This is a genomic window from Methanothermococcus sp. (genome assembly GCF_015523155.1).
Classification (GTDB): Archaea; AGJL01; Methanococci; order Methanococcales; family Methanococcaceae; genus Methanofervidicoccus.
In genome coordinates, this window is sequence record NZ_WAKW01000001.1 from 1 (window position 1) to 19171 (window position 19171).

Sequence of the window (19171 nt, forward strand, 5' to 3'; positions counted from 1 at the left end):
AAATAATATTGTTCCAAACCTAAAAACAATACATTATCCAAACCACCATCATATTATGCAGTCAATGATAGCCTGAGAGAAAAGGAGCTCAGGTTTGATGTAAGCCCGCAACCAAGTGATACTTAGTAACGACCGAGTCAATTCCAAAAACTTTTTGACCGACTCTAAAGAGTGTTTGCTAAGCTTTGCTTAGCAAATAATTCCGGTTGATCCCGCCGGAGGCCACTGCTATTGGGGTTCGACTAAGCCATGCGAGTCTATGGACTTCGGTCCATGGCGGACGGCTCAGTAACACGTGGCTAACCTACCCTCAGGTGGGGGATAACCTTGGGAAACTGAGGATAATACCCCATAGGGGAAGAGGTCTGGAATGATCCTTCCCTGAAAGGACATCCGCCTGAGGATGGGGCTGCGTCCGATTAGGTAGTTGGTGGGGTAATGGCCCACCAAGCCTACGATCGGTACGGGCCTTGAGAGAGGAAGCCCGGAGATGGGGACTGAGACACGGCCCCAGGCCCTACGGGGCGCAGCAGGCGCGAAACCTCCACAATGCACGAAAGTGCGATGGGGGGACCCCAAGTGCCTATGCACAGCATAGGCTTTTCCCAAGTGTAAATAGCTTGGGGAATAAGGGCTGGGCAAGTCCGGTGCCAGCAGCCGCGGTAACACCGGCGGCCCGAGTGGTGGCCACTCTTATTGGGCCTAAAGCGTCCGTAGCCGGTCCAGTAAGTCCCCGTTTAAATCCTACGGCTCAACCGTAGGGCTGGCAGGGATACTGCTGGACTTGGGACCGGGAGAGGACGAGGGTACTCCAGGGGTAGCGGTGAAATGCGTTGATCCCTGGAGGACCACCTATGGCGAAGGCACTCGTCTGGAACGGGTCCGACGGTGAGGGACGAAAGCCAGGGGCGCGAACCGGATTAGATACCCGGGTAGTCCTGGCCGTAAACTCTGCGGACTAGGTGTCACCTGGGCCTTGGGCCCAGGTGGTGCCGAAGGGAAGCCATTAAGTCCGCCGCCTGGGGAGTACGGTCGCAAGACTGAAACTTAAAGGAATTGGCGGGGGAGCACCACAACGGGTGGAGCCTGCGGTTTAATTGGATTCAACGCCGGGCATCTCACCAGGGGCGACAGCATGATGACGGTCAGGTTGACGACCTTACCTGAAGCGCTGAGAGGTGGTGCATGGCCATCGTCAGCTCGTACCGCGAGGCGTCCTGTTAAGTCAGGTAACGAGCGAGACCCGTGCCCTATGTTGCGACTTCTTCCTCCGGGGAGAAGGCACTCATAGGGGACCGCTGGTGTTAAACCAGAGGAAGGAGCGGGCAACGATAGGTCCGCATGCCCCGAATCCCCTGGGCTACACGCGGGCTACAATGGTTGGGACAATGGGATGCGACCCTGAAAGGGGAAGCAAATCTCCTAAACCCAATCGTAGTTCGGATCGTGGGCTGTAACTCGCCCACGTGAAGCTGGAATCCGTAGTAATCGCAGTTCAACATACTGCGGTGAATGTGTCCCTGCTCCTTGCACACACCGCCCGTCACACCACCCGAGTTGGGTTGAGGTGAGGCCCTAGCCTTTGGCTAGGGTCGAACCTGGGCTCAGCAAGGGGGGTGAAGTCGTAACAAGGTAGCCGTAGGGGAACCTGCGGCTGGATCACCTCCTAAGAAAAAAAGGTCGTTACTAAGCACTAAATGGTTGCGGGCTGAGGACTGGGCCCGTAGCTCAGTTGGGAGAGCGCCGCCCTTGCAAGGCGGAGGCCGTGGGTTCAAATCCCGCCGGGTCCATAACGAGGTTCATAATCCACAGGGTTATGAACTAAACCTGATTTAAGATGATGGTTGCATAAGCCTCTATATCTGGTGATATCCAAGTATCCCATATATCCATTATCCTATCTGGGGGATGGCTTGGCTTGGAACGCCGATGAAGGACGTGGTAAGCTGCGATAAGCCCATGCGAGGCGCATACAGCCGTAGAACATGGGATTTCCGAATGGGACTTCCTGCCCTTTTGGGCGATCCATAAGGATCGGGAACGCGGGGGATTGAAGCATCTTAGTACCCGCAGGAAAAGAAACCAATAGGGATTCCGTTAGTAGGGGCGACTGAACGCGGAACAGGGCAAACTGAATCCCGCAAGGGAGATGTGGTGTTATAGGGCCCTCTTCAAAACTCAGGAAGAGATGCCGAAGTTGCCTGGAACGGCACACCATAGAGGGTGAAAGTCCCGTAGGTATAACCGACCTGGGTTTGAGGTATCCCTGAGTACCGTGCGTTGGATATCGCGCGGGAATTTGGGAGGCATCGACTTCCAACCCTAAATACGTTCCAAGACCGATAGCGTACTAGTACCGTGAGGGAAAGCTGAAAAGCACCCTTAATCGGGTGTGAAAAGAGCCTGAAACCAGATAGGGATAGTATGGCATGGCCCCAAAGGCAACTGTTCCAAAGGAATCCCTTGCAAAAGGGTAGTACGAGGAGCAGAGTCCAGGGTTGTGCCGTCCGTTTCGAAAAACGGGCCGGGGAGTGTATGGTTGTGGCGAGCCTAAGACCTTAAAGGTCGGAGGCGTAGGGAAACCGACAAGTCCGCAGGCTTTGCCGAGGGACGGGGTCTTAAGGGCCCGGAGTCACAGCCATACGACCCGAAACCGGGCGATCTAGGCCGGGGCAAGGTGAAGTCCCTCATCAGAGGGATGGAGGCCTGCAGAGGTGCTGCCGTTCGAAGCGCTCTTCTGACCTCGGTCTAGGGGTGAAAGGCCAATCGAGCCCGGAGATAGCTGGTTCCCCCCGAAGTAACCCTAAGGTTAGCCGGAGGTTAGGTAGACGGCAGGGTAGAGCACTGATAGGGTGGTTAGGGGGCGAAAGCCCTCGCCGTTCTGTCAAACTCCGAACCTGTTGTCGCTGCAGCCTCTGAGTAAGGGCATACGGGTAAGCTGTATGTCCGAGACGGGAATAGCCGCGACTCAGGTTAAGGTCCCTAAGTGCCGGTTAAGTGTGAACACGAAGGGTGTCCTTGGCCTAAGACAGCAGGGAGGTTGGCTTAGAAGCAGCCATCCTTAAAAGAGTGCGTAACAGCTCACCTGTCGAGGTCAGGGGCCCCGAAAATGGACGGGGCTAAATCGGCCACCGAGACCTGAGGGCACCGAAAGGTGATCCGGTAGGGGGGCGTTCTGCGAGGGCAGAAGCTTGGCTGTGAAGTCAGGTGAACCTCGTAGAAATGAAGATCCCGGTAGTAGTAACAGCATAAGTGGGGTGAGAATCCCCACCGCCGAAGGGGCAAGGGTTCCACAGCAATGTTCGTCAGCTGTGGGTAAGCCGGTCCTAACTTCCGAGGTAACTCCTTTGGAAGGAAAGGGAAACAGGTTAATATTCCTGTGCCATCTAAATACACGCGGCAACGCAAGGCCAGTTTCTGACGCTTCAGGGTAGACCAACTACTTTTGTCTGGGTAGTCAAGTGTATAAGTCCGGGGAGAGTTGTAATAACGAGAACCGGATGAAAGCACGATGAGCTGTCCGTTAGGATGGTTTGGTCGAGCTCTGGAGCCCGTGAAAAGGGAACTGGCATGGATTTTAGATGACCGTACCCAGAACCGACACAGGTGCCCCTAGGTGAGTATCCTAAGGCGTATCGGATGAATCCAGTCGAGGGAAGTCGGCAAAATGGCCCCGTAACTTCGGGAGAAGGGGTGCCAGTGACCTTACTTATATGTGGGGTTGCTGGTCGCAGTGACCAGGGAGGTCCGACTGTTTAATACAAACATAGGTCTTAGCTAGTCTGAAAAGATGTGTACTAAGGCCGACGCCTGCCCAGTGCTGGTACGTGAACCCCGGGTACAACCGGGCGAAGCGCCAGTAAACGGCGGGGGTAACTATAACCCTCTTAAGGTAGCGAAATTCCTTGTCGGGTAAGTTCCGACCTGCATGAATGGCGTAACGAGACCTCCACTGTCCCCGACTGGAATCCGGTGAACCTACCATTCCGGTGCAAAGGCCGGAGACCTCCAGTGGGAAGCGAAGACCCCGTGGAGCTTTACTGCAGCCTGCCGTTGGGGCATGGTTGTGGGTGTACAGTGTAGGTGGGAGCCGTCGAAACCTCCTCGCCAGGGGAGGTGGAGGCAACCATGGGACACCACCCTCCCACGATCATGTCCCTCACCCAAGTAGGGGGACACCGGTAGGTGGGCAGTTTGGCTGGGGCGGTACCCTCCTAAAAATGCATCAGGAGGGCCCAAAGGTCGGCTCAGGCGGGTCAGGACTCCGCTGTTGAGTGTAAGGGCAAAAGCCGGCCTGACTTGGTTGCCCAAAATACGCAACCAAGAGGCGAAAGCCGGGCCTAACGAACCCCTGTGCCTCACCGATGGGGGCCAGGGATGACAGAAAAGCTACCCCGGGGATAACAGAGTTGTCGCGGGCAAGAGCCCATATCGACCCCGCGGCTTGCTACCTCGATGTCGGTTTTTCCCATCCTGGATCTGCAGCAGGATCCAAGGGTGGGGCTGTTCGCCCATTAAAGGGGATCATGAGCTGGGTTTAGACCGTCGTGAGACAGGTTGGTTGCTATCTGCTGGAGGTGTTGGCTGCCTGAGGGAAAGGTGGTTCTAGTACGAGAGGAACGAACCGCCGGTGCCTCTAGTCTATCGGTTGTCCGACAGGGCATTGCCGAGCAGCCACGCACCAAGGGATAAGGGCTGAAAGCATCTAAGCCCGAAACCCATCCTGAAAACAGGCAGCCAGTCCCTTCGGGGACGAGGGCTCCCGTAGAAGACGGGTTTGATAGGCTAGGGATGTAAGCACCAAGGGTTCGCCCGAGGTGTTTAGTTCGCTAGTACTAAAAGCCCGAGGGATATTGGGATACTTGGACACTTAAAGATATAGGGGCTTATGCCCGCTTTATTTTTCTTGGCATAACGGTCATAGCGGAGGTGCCACATCCGATCCCGTTCCGATCTCGGAAATTAAGCCCTCCAGCGATACCCTAATTACTGCCTTTTGGTGGGAACAGGGTGACGCCGTTAGCCATTTTTTTATCCTGTATAGTTTCGAGTTTTCGAGTGCAATATGACTTTTTAATATATAAACTATGGGCAAGAGGACTGGCGACTCCCATTTAGGAGGAAGCTCCGCCCACCCATTATGTGCATAATATCCTGAGAAGGATTGAATGGCGTATAGAAACGACACGGCCTTGAAACAGATGACAATGATATGAAAATTGAGGAGTTTCAAGGAACCGGTGAAACGAGGCCATTCTGCACGGGTGCAAGCATTTGGCGCTTAGCTGAATGTCGCCGAAATTACAGAAGGCGGGCTATAGTCCCCATGCCCATTATTTTTTAAATGTGTATTTATATATTTAGATATATCTAATACTTACTTTAATATTATATATTTGATGGATATATTATTTTTACTAAATTTACAATTTTACAATTTGATAATATGGTGAAGATATGTTTCATGTGAGCTCCTCTAAGGATATGGAATCTTATTTTAAAAATATTTTAGATAATGTTAAAAAAATTTACAGTATTGCAGAGGTATGCAGAAAAAAAGGATATGACCCCACGGATTTTGTAGAGATACCCTTGGCAAAAGATATGGCTGATAGGGTAGAAGGGCTTGTAGGTCCAAAAGGAGTATCTGAGAGAATTAGGGAATTAGTTTCAGAGCTCGGTAAAGAACCTGCTGCATTGGAAATTGCCAAGGAAATAGTTGAAGGAAAATTTGGAAATGGAGGAAATAGGGAGGAATTGGCAGAACAGGCAGTAAGAACAGCGTTAGCCATAATCACAGAAGGAATTGTGGCAGCCCCCCTTGAAGGTATTGCCCATGTTAAAATAAAAAAGAACAAAGATGGAAGTGAGTATTTAGCAATATATTTTGCAGGACCAATTAGAAGTGCAGGAGGGACGGCTCAGGCACTAGCCGTTCTTGTTGGTGATTATGTCCGAAAAAACATGGGATTAAATAGATACCTACCTAGTGAGGATGAAATAGAAAGATATGTGGAAGAGGTTGATTTATATCAATCAGAAGTAGGTAGCTTTCAGTATTCTCCAAAAGCTGAGGAAATGAGAACAGCAGTAAAAAATATATCAATAGAAATTACAGGAGAAGCCACAGACGATGTTGAAGTCAGCGGACACAGGGATTTAGACAGGGTAGAAACCAACCAGATAAGAGGGGGAGCTCTCCTTGCACTTGTTGAAGGTGTGCTTTTAAAAGCTCCAAAAATTTTAAGGCACGTTGATAAACTTGGAATTGAAGGATGGGATTGGTTAAAGGAGTTAAAAGGTAAAAAAGAAGAAAAAGGAAATGAAAGTGAAAAGGATGATGAATTAAAAGATAATGATAATGAAATTGATAATGAAGAATTTGAAGAATACAGTAAATTATATGACGATATTGAAATTGAGGCCATCACTAAATTTATAGGAGAGGTCATTGCAGGAAGGCCAGTTTTTGCTCATCCTTCAAAAACAGGTGGATTTAGATTAAGATATGGAAGAAGCAGAAATACAGGATTTGCAACGGATGGATTCCATCCAGCACTTATGTATTTAGTAGATGACTTCATGGCTGTTGGAACTCAGCTAAAAACGGAAAGGCCTGGAAAGGCAACATGTGTTGTTCCAGTAGATAGTATAGAACCGCCTATTGTGAAGTTAAAAAATGGAAATGTAATAAGGATAGACACAATTGAAAAGGCATTGGAGTATAGGAGCTCCGTAGAAGAAATATTATTCTTAGGGGATATTTTAGTTAATTTTGGAGATTTTCTTGAAAACAACCATCCAATACTTCCAAGCAGTTGGTGTGAGGAGTGGTATGAAAAAATACTTATTTCAAGAGATATTACTTATAAAAAAGAATTTATAGATAATCCAGACCAAAAAGAAGCTGTAAAATTTGCAATAGAAACTGAAACACCACTACATCCAAGATACACATACCACTGGCACGATGTATCAAAAGATGATATATTATTATTGAGAAAATGGATTTTAAGTGGATATAATGATAAAGAGCATGATATATGGTTAGTTCCCTACAATCCAAAGGATGAAGAAAGTGTAAAGGCAAAGAGAATCTTAGAACTTATAGGATGTTGTCATAATGTTTTAACTAATCATAATATAGGAGATAATAAGGATAATGCTATTAATAAATATATCTCAATAGATGAATATTATCCGTTGCTATACTCAATGGGATACGATGTTGAAAAAAACCAAGATTCAGTAGATGATATAAACGAAATATATAATAAATCAAAAAATCCCATGCATCTTATAAATTTACTTGCTCCATTTGAGATTAAAAGAAAAGCTTATATTTATATAGGGGCTCGTATGGGACGACCTGAAAAAGCCGCTGCAAGAAAAATGAAACCTCCAGTAAATGGTCTGTTCCCAATAGGAAATGCGGGAAATGTTGTTAGACTAATAAATAAGGCAGTAGAAGAAGGAAAAACTGGTACAATAGAGGTATCTTATGGAAAATGTCCAAAATGTGGAAAAATAAGTTTATACAATAGATGTCCATTTTGTGGAACTTTTGTAGAATTATCAAGACCTAACAGAGTGGAGCTCCCATTAAAGGATTATTGGTATAAGGCACTTGAAAATCTAAAAATAAACAAACCTGGAGATGTAAAATGTATTAAAGGTATGACATCAAAGGATAAAATAGTTGAACCACTTGAAAAAGCCATACTTAGAGCTATGAATAATGTATTTGTGTTTAAAGATGGAACCCTTAGATTTGATTGCACAGATGTGCCAATTACTCATTTCAAACCTTGTGAAATAAATGTTTCTATTGAAAAATTGAAGGAATTGGGTTATGATAAGGATATAGACGGCAATCCAATAACTAATGAAAATCAAGTGATAGAATTAAAAGTGCAGGATGTAATTATTCCGAATTCTTGTGCAGAATATTTTGTAAATGCAACAAAGTTTATTGATGATTTACTTGAAAAATTCTATAAAACAGCCAGATTTTACAATGTAAAAAATAAAGAGGACTTGATAGGTCATTTAGTAATAGGAATGGCTCCGCACACTTCTGCGGGAATGGTAGGTAGGATTATAGGATATTGTAAGGCAAATGTTGGATATGCCCATCCATATTTCCATGCATCAAAGAGAAGAAACTGCTTCCCACCAAATACGAGTATATTGGTAAATATCAATGGGGAAGTAAAAAGAATTACCATTGAAGAGCTCTACAACCTGTATAATAATGAATATTACAAAAATATGGCATATATTAAAAAAGACCCTAAAAATAACAACAATATTAAGGTTTATTCCTTTGACACATTAAATAAAAAAATAGTTTTAACAGATATTGAGGAAGTTTTAAAAATACCTTCTCCAAACCATCTCATAAATATAGAGCTCGACACAGGAAGAAGTTTTGAAACCACGCCAGACCATCCAGTAATGATATATAATGAAAAAGAGGATAAATTTATAAAAAAGAATGCAATGGATGTTGAAGAAAACGACTTAATGCTAATTCCAAAATTGGATTTTGAGGAAGAGGATATTGAGTATATTGATTTATTAGAGGAGCTCTCAAAGGATGAGTATAAAAATATATGGGAACTCATAAGGGTTAGGGGAATATCTGACTGGATAATAAATAATATTCTAAAAGACTGTTTAAATGAAAAAAGTGAGAATGGAAAAGAAAAACTGATTAAAAATATTACTAAATATATAAAACAGGACACAATACCATTGAATTTGCTGTTAAAAATTTTAAAAAATGCAGAATTGAATATATCTGATATTCCAAAAGATATATTTATTGCAGTTAAGCGAGATAAGGTAAATATAAAAAGAATCATCAAAATTGAACCGCTATTAAAAATAATTGGCTATTATTTGGCAGAGGGATATGTAAGAAAAACCAGTAGCGTTTATCAAATAAACTTCTCAAATTACGATGAGGAGGTAAATAAAGACCTTAAAAATGCGTTAAATGAGGCATTTGGGAATGGATTTGGAATATATGAAAGAGACGGAAAAATAACCGTTGGTTCAAGAATAATCCATTTATTATTCACTGAGATATTAAAGACAGGAACAAATACACACAATAAAAGAGTGCCTTCATTCATATTTAAACTCCCAAAGGAAAAGGTTAAATTAATACTTTCGGCATACTTCACAGTAGATGGAAGTGCCGTAAAAACAAGACCTATTGTAGTAATATATAGTGCAAATAAGAAATTATTGGAAGATATTGATACATTAATGATATCAAAATTTGGACTGTATGGGAACTGGGGCGTGGATAAAAATGCAAATGGGAGAAGGGAAAATGTTGCAATGAAATATCATGAAAAAAGAGGAACTGAAATTCCAAAATCGACAGTTTATAGAATTGATTACAATGGAATACAGGCAATGAAATATTTTGAAAATATAGGATTTACATCTTCTAAAAAACAAAATATCTATGAATTACATACACATAAGAATTTTAAAGCGAAAAAAGGCTTAAAAGAATACGGTTGCATTGTTAAGGTTAGAAATAAAACCATCATCAAGGCAGAGGATGAATTTGTATATTCCCTAAATGCAAAGAAGTATCACAATGTAGTTATAAATTCAAATATTCAAACTTACCAATGTGATGGGGACGAAGACGCTATATTCTTACTTTTAGACGCATTTTTGAACTTCTCCAAACGATTTTTGCCAGATAAAAGAGGAGGACAAATGGATGCCCCCCTTGTATTAACCACACTTCTTGACCCAAAAGAGGTTGATGGGGAAGTTCATAATATGGATACAGTTTGGGAATATCCATTGGAATTCTATGAAAAAACCCTTGAAATGCCTTCTCCAAAAGAGGTAAAGGAATTAATAGAGACTGTTGAGGATAGATTGGGCACGCCATCTCAGTATGAAGGTATTGGGTACACCCATGAAACTTCATGTATTGACGCTGGACCGTTGGTTTGTGCATATAAAACATTAGGTTCCATGCTTGAAAAAACAGAAGCTCAATTAGCTGTTGCAAAAAAAATAAGGGCAACTGATGAAAGAGATGTTGCTGAAAAGGTAATTCAGTCCCATTTCATCCCTGATTTAATTGGAAATTTAAGGGCATTTTCAAGACAGAGTGTAAGATGTAAATGTGGGGCAAAATTTAGAAGAGTTCCATTAAAAGGAGTATGTCCAAAATGTGGTAGTAAATTGATATTAACAGTTTCAAAAGGTGCTGTGGAAAAGTATATGGAAGTTTCTCAGAAAATGGCTGAAAAATACAACGCAAGTGATTATATAAAACAGAGATTGGAATTAATTAAAGAAGGGATAGATAATTTATTTGAAAATGATAAAAATAAGCAGGTAAAAATAGAAGATTTCTTTAAAAAGGGATAATTAATTTTTATTTTTTATATTTTTTAATTTTTTATCTATACAGATTTAAAGGCATTTCTTTTTTATCCCCATATAATTTAGTCAATGCGTCATCTAAATCTTTTTCTTCAATAACCTTTTTATCCTCCAATATCGCCTTATGGAGTGCAGGTTTTAAGAATTTTTCTTTAATGTCCCTTCCGCTCATACCTTTTGTTTTTTCAACATATTTCTTCAAATTTGCCTTGACTTTTATCGGCATCTTTTTTGTGTAGAGCTCTATAATTTTCAACCTGTCATCATCATTTGGGAGCTCGAATTTTATCTCTTCTTCAAATCTACTTCTTATGGCATTGTCAAGCATTTCAGGGTTGTTTGTGGCTGCAATTGTTACAATTCCTTCATTATCATGTATTCCATCCAGTTCAGTTAATAGTGCATTTACGACCTCTGAGACATCCCCTCTTAATGATTGATACTGCCTACTAAGTGCTATGGCATCGAGCTCATCTATAAATATAATACAGGGTCTATCATTTAATGCTTTATTGTATAGGTCTTGGATTTGCTTTGAACCATCGCCCACATGTTCCCCTATGAGCTCTGTTGCCTTTATAAGATAAAGTGGAACATCTGTTTCAGTTGCAAGAGCTCTTGCTAGAAGTGTTTTTCCAGTCCCGGGAGGTCCGTAAAATAATACATTTTTCGGTGCCCATTCTCCAAATAGTTCTGGACATTCGAGATATTTTATAATTATTTTGCATTTTTTCTTTGCGTTTTCCTGACCTATTACTTCGTCAAATCTTGCTTTTTTAAATTCTTTGCTGTTGTGGGTTCTCGCTGTTTTTAATTTAAACAAAGTGTCTCGCGTGATAATGCCTCCTTCTTTGGGATATGTCGAGATTACTTTAAATGCGTAATCAGGAATAATTGTATTATCGAATAAATAATCCCCTTCTTTTACACTCTCGCCTTCCCACTGCTCTCTCGCATATACGTTGAATAATTTTGGATCGTCAATAGTGATTTTTAAATTCTCGCTATTTATTTTAATGGGAAATCCCGTAGGTTCTATAATAACATATTTTAAAGCCATAACATCATCGGATAATTTTGAAGATTCTGATAGTAATGGCTTTATTTTGATGGTGTTTATATTTATTCTGTTCATTGGAACACCTCAATTTATATAAATAAATTATGTATAATTATAATAATTATAATATTTATACACCATATATTAATGTATTTTTATATTATATAGTTATAGGTATATTTATAAATAACTTTTATAAATAAATTATAAGTTCATTTAATTTGAAAAATAAAAAATTCTAAGTAAATATGTATTTAACAATGGTGTAATCATGGACCTATCAAGTCTTTTTTGGATATTTTTTATATTTTTATTTATGTACCCACAATTCATGTTTAGATTGAAATTATTGCAAAGATATAATTGTATCAAGGAATTGGAAAAGGAGAGAAAAACTAGAGTAATAGTAATGATACATAGGCAGGAGCAACTGGCTCTTTTTGGAATACCCATATATAGATTTATAAATATAGAGGATAGTGAAGAGGTTTTAAGGGCAATCAGAATGACGCCCGATGATATGCCTATTGATTTAATACTCCACACACCTGGTGGTTTGGTTCTTGCCAGCGAGCAAATAGCCATGGCGTTAAAGGAACATAAGGCAAAAACAACTGTAATAATACCGCACTATGCAATGAGCGGAGGTAGTTTAATATCTCTAGCCGTAGATGAAATCATAATGGATAAAAATGCAGTAATGGGTCCAGTAGACCCACAAATAGGACAATATCCTGCGGCATCTATATTAAATACAGTAAATTCCAAGTATATTGATGAGCTCGACGATGAAACATTAATACTTGCAGATGTTTCAAAAAAAGCCATTCAACAAGTAAAAGAATTTGTATATGATTTATTAAAGGATAAAATGCCTGATGAAAAAGCAAAGGAAATTTCTGAAACACTTTCAACAGGTAAATGGACTCATGATTATCCATTAACTGTTAAAAAGTTAAAAGAATTGGGAATATCCGTAAATACAGAGGTTCCAAATAAGGTTTATAAACTGTTTGATTTATATAAGCAACCTGTAACTCAACGACCTTCTGTTCAATATATACCAATCCCTTATAAAAAGGTGGATTATGTTAGAGGTAAAATTAAATAACAAATTATATCATTTAAATATTGCAGATAATTTTTTAAAAAGAGCCTTTGGTTTGATGTTTAAGGATATAGATGATAATGAGGGGTTTATATTCTATTATAATAAAAGAAAGCTCCACATACACACATTTTTTATGAAATATCCAATAGATGTTATTTTTCTATGGGATAATAAAGTTGTAGGTATTGTTAAGAATTTAAAACCATGGAAAACCTATAAATCCAATGTTTATTCAAATGCAATGATTGAAGTGAAGAGCTGTAATTTGGATTTAAAGGTTGGAGATAGATTGGATATAAAAAAATGTAATAAATAATAAAATAGTAAAAAATAATAATATAATAATAAAAATTAAAATAACTCTAAATTTAAACCTTTTAATTATAAAAATTGATATAATTAAGTTATATTAGGGAAACTATGAAATATTTAATGGGAATTGGCAAAACCAATGAGGAGGAAGTTTTAAAGGCATACAATAAATTGATAGATGAAAATATAGAAGTCGAATTGATAGACGACCCAAAGGAACTCGTGGAATTAACTGTAAAAAAGAAAGTGCATGGGTCCATAAGAGGCACGCTGTCATCTTCCGAGGTTATACCATATTTAAAAGAACATATTGGAAAGTTTTACAGGGCATCGATTTTAAAAAATCCCTTTACAAATGATTATTTTTTACTTTCTCCTGTTGGTGTTGATGAAGTGGATGATGAGAATAGTTTCAACGATAAAATAAATATAATAGAATATGCAATAAATTTTCTAAATACTAATACTAAAAACAATCCGAAAATTGGAATTTTATCAGCAGGAAGACTTTCAGATTATGGTAGAAGTAAAAAAATCAGCAGTTCAATAGATGAATGTGAAAATATTGTTAAATATATTAATAATAAATACAATGACTTGATAATAAAACATAAGGGCATATTAATAGAGGAATATCTAAAAGATGGATACAATATAATTGTAGCTCCTGATGGAATATCTGGGAACTTAATTTTCAGATGTTTGGGATTAATCTGCGGTATTGAAGGATGCGGTGCGGTAGTCTTAAATAAAAACAATATAAAATTTATAGATACCAGTAGAAATGGAACTTGGGATAGATATTATAATGCAATAAAATTTTTAGCGGGAAATATTAGAATTTGAATTTAAATAACTTTAATTTAAAAATTTAAAGATTTGGTGGTGAATTTGATTTTAATTAAAATTTACGATTTTTTTAATAAAATAGGAATATTTAAATTTTATGAGAAAATGCTTGAGAGGGAAATTAATAAAAAAAATGTTCCAAAACATATAGGGGTTATAATGGATGGCAATAGAAGAATGGCAAAAATAATGGGGGATAAACCTATAAGAGGTCATTATATTGGTGCAAAAAAGGTAAGGGAGTTTGTAGGGTGGTGTGTAGGTTTAAATATAAAAATAATAACCTTGTATTCATTTTCACTTGAAAATTTTAATAGACCAAAAGATGAAGTTGATGAATTGATGGATTTATTTGAAAGGGAATTTAGGAAAATTGCAGATGATAAGGATGTTCATAAATATAAAATACATATAAAAGCCATCGGTAGAATAGAGCTCCTACCAGAGAGAGTTAGGGAAGCAATAGATTATGCGGAAAATAAAACAAAGGATTATGATAATTATTTTGTAAATGTTGCAATTGCCTATGGAGGTCAGCAGGAAATTGTGGATGCTATAAAAAAGATTGCTCAGAAAATAAAAAATAATGAGATGGATGTTGAAGATATAACTGTGGAAACCATATCTAAACATTTATATACATCCCATTTGCCCCATCCAAACCCTGATTTAATAATAAGGACTTCTGGTGAGGAAAGAATAAGTAATTTTTTAATATGGCAGTCAAGCTATTCTGAACTTTATTTTTGTGAAACATACTGGCCTAAATTTAGAAAAATAGATTTTTTAAGGTCTATTAGGGACTATCAAAGGAGACAAAGAAGATTTGGAAAGTGAATAGGGGAATACTATGGGTAATTTAATAAAAAATAAATTTTTGGTATTATTTTCAATTTTTTTAATGGTATGTTTATCTGCATGTTTAGATTTTAATGATTATATCAAAAAATTTTAAATTTATAATCAAGACATTCAAAATAATCAAAATACCAATGCTACTAATAAAATGGGGATTTACAATTTATCTAATAATAAAAGCAATAATTTAGGGTATTTTAACAATAACTCTATAAATAATACCAATAATAAATGCGAGAACAAACATCCCACATATATTGAGTATAATATAATAGAATATGGAAAATATGGAGAACAGGACAAAAAATATTATTGTAGTTATACATCGATAAACAAAAATAAAACTATTATAGCAGTTTATGCCGGGAAAAAACCTGTTGATTACAATATTAAAAATAGCAATAATAGTATAACAGTTTATATAAATAAAAGCGTTCAAAATAACAGTAGTATGCTAATTACATCCCCTTATGTAATTGTGGAAGTAGATGGCATATTTAAAGATGTTAAATTTGTAGACAATTAATTCTTTAATATTTTAAATTTTAAAAATTTATTTATATTTGGATACCTTATTTTTTATTAGATTTAAATAATTTTAGGATGTGGTAAATTTGCGTGTTGAAATAATATTTTTAGGAGCTGGAGGAGGTAGATGGGAAACCATTTCACAGAATAAGGGAACAGGTGGTTTTAGGATACACACGGAAAAAACAAAATTGCACATAGACCCAGGTCCCGGAGCTCTGGTAAGGATGAATGAGTTAAAAATATCCCCGTGGAATACAAATGCCGTTTTTGTATCTCACGACCATCCTGACCATTATACCGATGCCGAGATTATGATAGAGGCAATGACTGGGGGCATGATAAAAAAAAGAGGTTATTTAATAAGTAATATTTCAGTGTTGGAAGGATTTGGAAATTATGAAAATGCAATATCAAAATACCACCAATCAAAACCTGAAAAGGTTTATTTATTAAATCCAAAGGATTCTGTGGATATTTTGGATGTTAATTTAACTGCAACAAAAACAAAACATGGAGATCCTTTTGGAATTGGTTTAAGGGTAAACACTAAAAAAGGCGACATTGGATATACAAGTGATACTGAGTTTATAGAATCACTAGTTGATGATTTCAATGGGGTAAGGGTTCTTGTGGCAAATGTTGTCAGGAAAAAAAATGAGCGTATAAAAGGTCACTTATGTTCAAATGATTTAATAGATTTGTTAAATGAAATGAATAAAAAGCCAGAAATTGTGGTTATGAATCATATGGGATTGAAAATGACCAATCCTATTAAAGAGTGCGAGTATATATCAAAAAATACCGATATTAATATAATCCCTGCAAAAATAGGGTTAAAAATTGAGTTAACGGAAGAATCATATATTGTGTCAAATTTGAAAAATTAATTTTTTATTCTTTTAAGTCTATATCCACAGTATGGACAAACCATCCACGAGGGGTCAATAGGTCTTTTACAATTAGGACATGTTAAATTTTTTTCTTTTTCTCTTAGTAAAATCCCACAATGGGCACAGTATATCCATTCCTCAGAAATATTTTTATTACAATTTTTGCATCTTTTTATTCCTTTAAACTCCATTTTATTAATATTTGCTCCGCAGTTTGCACAGAATTCCCATCCTAAGTCTATAATCTTTCCGCAATTTTTACAGGTTATCAAATCTTTGGTAAATTTTGTTCCTAAGGCATTCTTTATTTTTTCAAGGCTTATTAATGCTTCCCTTTTTAATACTTCATCCTGGTCTATATTGGCTATCTTCTCAATTGAATTTATTATTTCTTGTATTGTCCTTTTATCGGTCATGTCCATATACTGTAATGATTCAGGTCTCATGTCTGCTATATCTGCAATTTTCTTTAAAGTTATTAATTTTGTAGCAGGCACATGGCTTCTGAGTCCTGCTAAGATACTCATTTTTTCTTCTTCATTAATTGGTGTTATTGCAGTCATAATCAACTCTCCTCCAATATGGAATATCTACATCTTTAACACTCATCACTCTTAATTATTTTACGATGATGATATATTTTTATATCGGCATCAAAGCCCAATATCTCAGTATTCCTGTATATTTTAAATTATAATATTCATTTAACTGGAGTTAATTATATATTAATATATAATTATTTATTTTCGTAAATTTTCGCGAAATTATCGTATGTTATAATTTAAAATCTTTGAATCGATGATTCCCTCACCTCTAAATACATTTGGATATTTGCTCAATTCTTTTCCAATATTTATTAAATAACATATTTCTTTTTTAAAATTTAGTTTTCTAAAATGCTCTCTTTTATTGAGCTCACCTAAATATCTTATTATTTCTTTCTCATTTTTAATAAAGATTTCGCTTTTAAGGTTTAATTTATGTATATTATTGTGCATATGGATTGTTTCTTTGGAGATATTTAGTTTTAATAGTTCCCAACATTTTTCAGAGAGTTCATCTAAATTACTGCTATCAAAAATATATCTTCCAAGCTCCTCCCTTTCCTCCCATGTGATTAATGTATCTTTGTTTAGTCTGGTTTTTGCAGAAGATTCCATGCCAATAAGCCTTATTTTATCCAACTCATCAAGATATAGCTCTTCACAACATTCTATGGCATGTTTAATTATTTTATCATCGCATTTTCCTTTTTTAATACCATTACAGTAATGTTTAATTATTAAAAGCAAATCCCCATTCCATTTGACCATAAAACTAAATGGAAATAATTTACACATGGTGGGTTTAAAATCATATCCTTTTTCAATCTGGATATTACACAACTTATCTTTATTCAAAAAGACACATCCTCTCTTATTTATCTTCAATCGTTTAGTGAATCCTAACTCGTTTATGTCTCCTGTCTTTTCAATATATTCTGCATATTCCTTTAACTTCAAGGCGTCAAAATATGATAAGTATATTCTCCAATCCTTACAGCTACAACAATATCCACAATTGATGCATTCATAAGTTATGCCGTCGAAAGTAATTTCCCATTTCGTAAGTCCCACCTCTTTTATAAAAAAATTATTAATCCAAACCTCCAAACATATCATCGGATGAAAGTCTTTCTTCATTATTATGTTTATTATCATTAACCCATATACCTACAATATCTAAATCTTCCCCGCCGTAGTCTCCATTAAATTTATTTATCTTAACTATTGCAGGAATCTTTAATGCAGGACCCAGTATTACAGCCTCACCAACATTCAACCCAGGAAGCTGTTTAAGCAAGTCCTCACTTAGATTTTCAGAGGCATGCTGCACATGGGATTGGTCAGAAGGTTCTATTAATTTTGAAATTATTAAATTATTGCACTGCGATAATGACTCTTGGTCAAGGGTCTTTGGTCTTTGAGACACAAGGCATATTCCAACCCCAAATTTCCTACCTTCTCTGGCTATTCTCGATATATATAATTTCGATTTTGTATGTCGGTTCTGCGGAACAAAGAGATGAGCCTCTTCAAATATTATAAATATAGGTTTTGGAGCTCCGCTTCTTAAAGAGTCCTTTCTATCTCGCAATATTTCCTTTGAGAAATATGATACAATTATATCCATGTCGTTTTCATCCAATCTTTCAAGTGAAAGTATGTTTATGTGATTATCCCTTATTTCATCTATTGGATTATAATGAAGAGCTATTAAATGCTTTTTAAATTGCAACATATCCTCCAATCTAAAAATTGCGGTTTGAATGCTGTCGGCATCTTTTTTATTAATTTCTATAAATGATTCCAGTTCTGCTATCACTTCGTTTATATACTCCTCCGCAGAATTGAAATCACTTTCTTTGTATCGGTTTTTTACATTTTTTATCGCCTTTCTAATATAGGGTCTTTGTTTTGTTGCCTGAACATCTACGCCGGCTAAATCTGCCAAACTACCGCTACCAATATTGTAAATATTTATTTTTGGCTTTATAATATGTGTTTTTAATTTATTATTTGAGTCGCGAGATTGAATATACTTATACTCCCCATGCACATCACACACAAGCACAGTGGCATTTAATTTATTTAACTCAGAGAGCAACACAGCAACGGTATTTGACTTCCCCATCCCTGTGATTGCAAGTATTGCCAAATGTCTTGAACATAATTTGTTTGCATCCAATTTAACGGGAACATTCTTTGAAATGAGCTTTCCTATTTCAATATGTCCATTTGAAAACATCTTTTTTAATAATTTATCATCGGCTACACATACCTCAGTTCCTGGTTTTGGTGGAGTTCTTGGAATTTTCTTATTATCAGTATCTCCTAAAACTTTTATCTTACCCATTATGTAAAATGAATCTTCTATTTCCAATTTTTTTAACTTTAATAGATCTTTTACATTTAAAATCTCATCAAAAACTGGACATCCTTGTATTACTCCCTCAACCATCCCAAGAATTTCCTTTCCATCGTCGTATTTTATGGAAACATAACTACCAATTTCTGGAATTTTATCCGATAAAAATGAGAGCTCGGTGTTTGTGGTTTTTCCAACAATATATCCTAAAATTTCTTTCATAAT

The 19171-nt window shown here is 37.4% G+C and carries 11 protein-coding genes, 1 tRNA gene, 3 rRNA genes and 1 other RNA gene; 12 read left to right on the forward strand and 4 right to left on the reverse strand.

All coding sequences use genetic code 11. The features are described from left to right. Positions 1 to 199 precede the first annotated feature (199 nt). The 6 genes from F7B34_RS00005 to F7B34_RS00030 all read left to right on the forward strand — a co-directional run bounded on the left by F7B34_RS00005 (position 200) and on the right by F7B34_RS00030 (position 10413). Positions 200 to 1668: ribosomal RNA gene (locus tag F7B34_RS00005) — 16S ribosomal RNA — on the forward strand. Between the two features lie 49 nt (positions 1669 to 1717). Continuing rightward, positions 1718 to 1790, forward strand: a tRNA-Ala gene (locus tag F7B34_RS00010). Positions 1791 to 1880: 90 nt separating this feature from the next. Beyond that, a 23S ribosomal RNA gene (locus F7B34_RS00015) occupies positions 1881 to 4859 on the forward strand. A 51-nt stretch (positions 4860 to 4910) separates the two neighbouring features. Beyond that, positions 4911 to 5025: ribosomal RNA gene (rrf, locus tag F7B34_RS00020) — 5S ribosomal RNA — on the forward strand. The 16S, 23S and 5S rRNA genes sit together here with 1 tRNA gene alongside, the layout of an rRNA operon. A 66-nt stretch (positions 5026 to 5091) precedes the next feature. Continuing rightward, positions 5092 to 5330, forward strand: an RNA gene (gene rnpB / locus F7B34_RS00025) — RNase P RNA component. Between the two features lie 127 nt (positions 5331 to 5457). Then, entirely contained in the window at positions 5458 to 10413 is a 4956-nt protein-coding gene (locus F7B34_RS00030) for a DNA-directed DNA polymerase II large subunit (protein ID WP_292459290.1), read from the forward strand. Between the two features lie 31 nt (positions 10414 to 10444). Here F7B34_RS00030 and F7B34_RS00035 read toward each other — a convergent pair whose 3' ends face one another. Then, the gene (locus F7B34_RS00035; RefSeq protein ID WP_292459292.1) at positions 10445 to 11563 is read right to left on the reverse strand and encodes an AAA family ATPase; all 1119 of its coding nucleotides are present in this window, start codon (positions 11561 to 11563) and stop codon (positions 10445 to 10447) included. A gap of 196 nt (positions 11564 to 11759) precedes the next feature. Here F7B34_RS00035 and F7B34_RS00040 point away from each other — a divergent pair, with 196 nt between their 5' ends. The 6 genes from F7B34_RS00040 to F7B34_RS00065 all read left to right on the forward strand — a co-directional run bounded on the left by F7B34_RS00040 (position 11760) and on the right by F7B34_RS00065 (position 16036). Continuing rightward, positions 11760 to 12599, forward strand: coding sequence for a hypothetical protein (locus F7B34_RS00040; protein ID WP_292459294.1), 840 nt, complete (start codon positions 11760 to 11762; stop codon positions 12597 to 12599). Further along, the gene (locus F7B34_RS00045; RefSeq protein WP_292459295.1) at positions 12577 to 12915 is read left to right on the forward strand and encodes a DUF192 domain-containing protein; all 339 of its coding nucleotides are present in this window, start codon (positions 12577 to 12579) and stop codon (positions 12913 to 12915) included. Before F7B34_RS00040 ends, F7B34_RS00045 begins: the two co-directional genes overlap by 23 nt. A 104-nt stretch (positions 12916 to 13019) precedes the next feature. Then, entirely contained in the window at positions 13020 to 13757 is a 738-nt protein-coding gene (gene mtxX / locus F7B34_RS00050; RefSeq protein ID WP_292459297.1) for a methanogenesis marker protein Mmp4/MtxX, read from the forward strand. Positions 13758 to 13802: 45 nt separating this feature from the next. Beyond that, entirely contained in the window at positions 13803 to 14597 is a 795-nt protein-coding gene (gene uppS / locus F7B34_RS00055) for a polyprenyl diphosphate synthase (protein WP_292459299.1), read from the forward strand. A gap of 169 nt (positions 14598 to 14766) precedes the next feature. Beyond that, complete coding sequence (locus tag F7B34_RS00060; RefSeq protein ID WP_292459300.1) at positions 14767 to 15144, forward strand: hypothetical protein; 378 nt, start codon at positions 14767 to 14769, stop codon at positions 15142 to 15144. An 88-nt stretch (positions 15145 to 15232) separates the two neighbouring features. Continuing rightward, positions 15233 to 16036 (forward strand): MBL fold metallo-hydrolase, encoded by an 804-nt coding sequence (locus F7B34_RS00065; protein WP_292459302.1) that lies wholly within the window; start codon positions 15233 to 15235, stop codon positions 16034 to 16036. On the opposite strand, the gene F7B34_RS00070 is transcribed toward F7B34_RS00065, so the two are convergent. The 3 genes from F7B34_RS00070 to F7B34_RS00080 all read right to left on the reverse strand — a co-directional run bounded on the left by F7B34_RS00070 (position 16033) and on the right by F7B34_RS00080 (position 19168). Next, positions 16033 to 16602 carry a zinc ribbon domain-containing protein gene (locus tag F7B34_RS00070; protein ID WP_292459303.1) on the reverse strand — a complete coding sequence of 190 codons (570 nt, stop codon included), beginning with the start codon at positions 16600 to 16602 and terminating at the stop codon, positions 16033 to 16035. The genes F7B34_RS00065 and F7B34_RS00070 overlap by 4 nt on opposite strands. Before the next feature lie 201 nt (positions 16603 to 16803). Then, positions 16804 to 17691 (reverse strand): YkgJ family cysteine cluster protein, encoded by an 888-nt coding sequence (locus tag F7B34_RS00075; protein ID WP_292459305.1) that lies wholly within the window; start codon positions 17689 to 17691, stop codon positions 16804 to 16806. After that, positions 17675 to 19168 carry an ATP-binding protein gene (locus tag F7B34_RS00080; RefSeq protein ID WP_292459306.1) on the reverse strand — a complete coding sequence of 498 codons (1494 nt, stop codon included), beginning with the start codon at positions 19166 to 19168 and terminating at the stop codon, positions 17675 to 17677. The genes F7B34_RS00075 and F7B34_RS00080 overlap by 17 nt, the downstream gene beginning before the upstream one ends. Between the last annotated feature and the right edge of the window lie 3 nt (positions 19169 to 19171).

Bases quoted from the DNA above. Each gene is read 5' to 3' on its own strand.
- F7B34_RS00030 (WP_292459290.1), top strand. From the start codon at position 5,458: ATGTTTCATGTGAGCTCCTCTAAGGATATGGAATCTTATTTTAAAAAT.
- F7B34_RS00035 (WP_292459292.1), bottom strand. From the start codon at position 11,563: ATGAACAGAATAAATATAAACACCATCAAAATAAAGCCATTACTATCA.
- F7B34_RS00040 (WP_292459294.1), top strand. From the start codon at position 11,760: ATGGACCTATCAAGTCTTTTTTGGATATTTTTTATATTTTTATTTATG.
- F7B34_RS00045 (WP_292459295.1), top strand. From the start codon at position 12,577: ATGTTAGAGGTAAAATTAAATAACAAATTATATCATTTAAATATTGCA.
- mtxX (WP_292459297.1), top strand. From the start codon at position 13,020: ATGAAATATTTAATGGGAATTGGCAAAACCAATGAGGAGGAAGTTTTA.
- F7B34_RS00060 (WP_292459300.1), top strand. From the start codon at position 14,767: ATGGGGATTTACAATTTATCTAATAATAAAAGCAATAATTTAGGGTAT.
- F7B34_RS00070 (WP_292459303.1), bottom strand. From the start codon at position 16,602: ATGACTGCAATAACACCAATTAATGAAGAAGAAAAAATGAGTATCTTA.
- F7B34_RS00080 (WP_292459306.1), bottom strand. From the start codon at position 19,168: ATGAAAGAAATTTTAGGATATATTGTTGGAAAAACCACAAACACCGAG.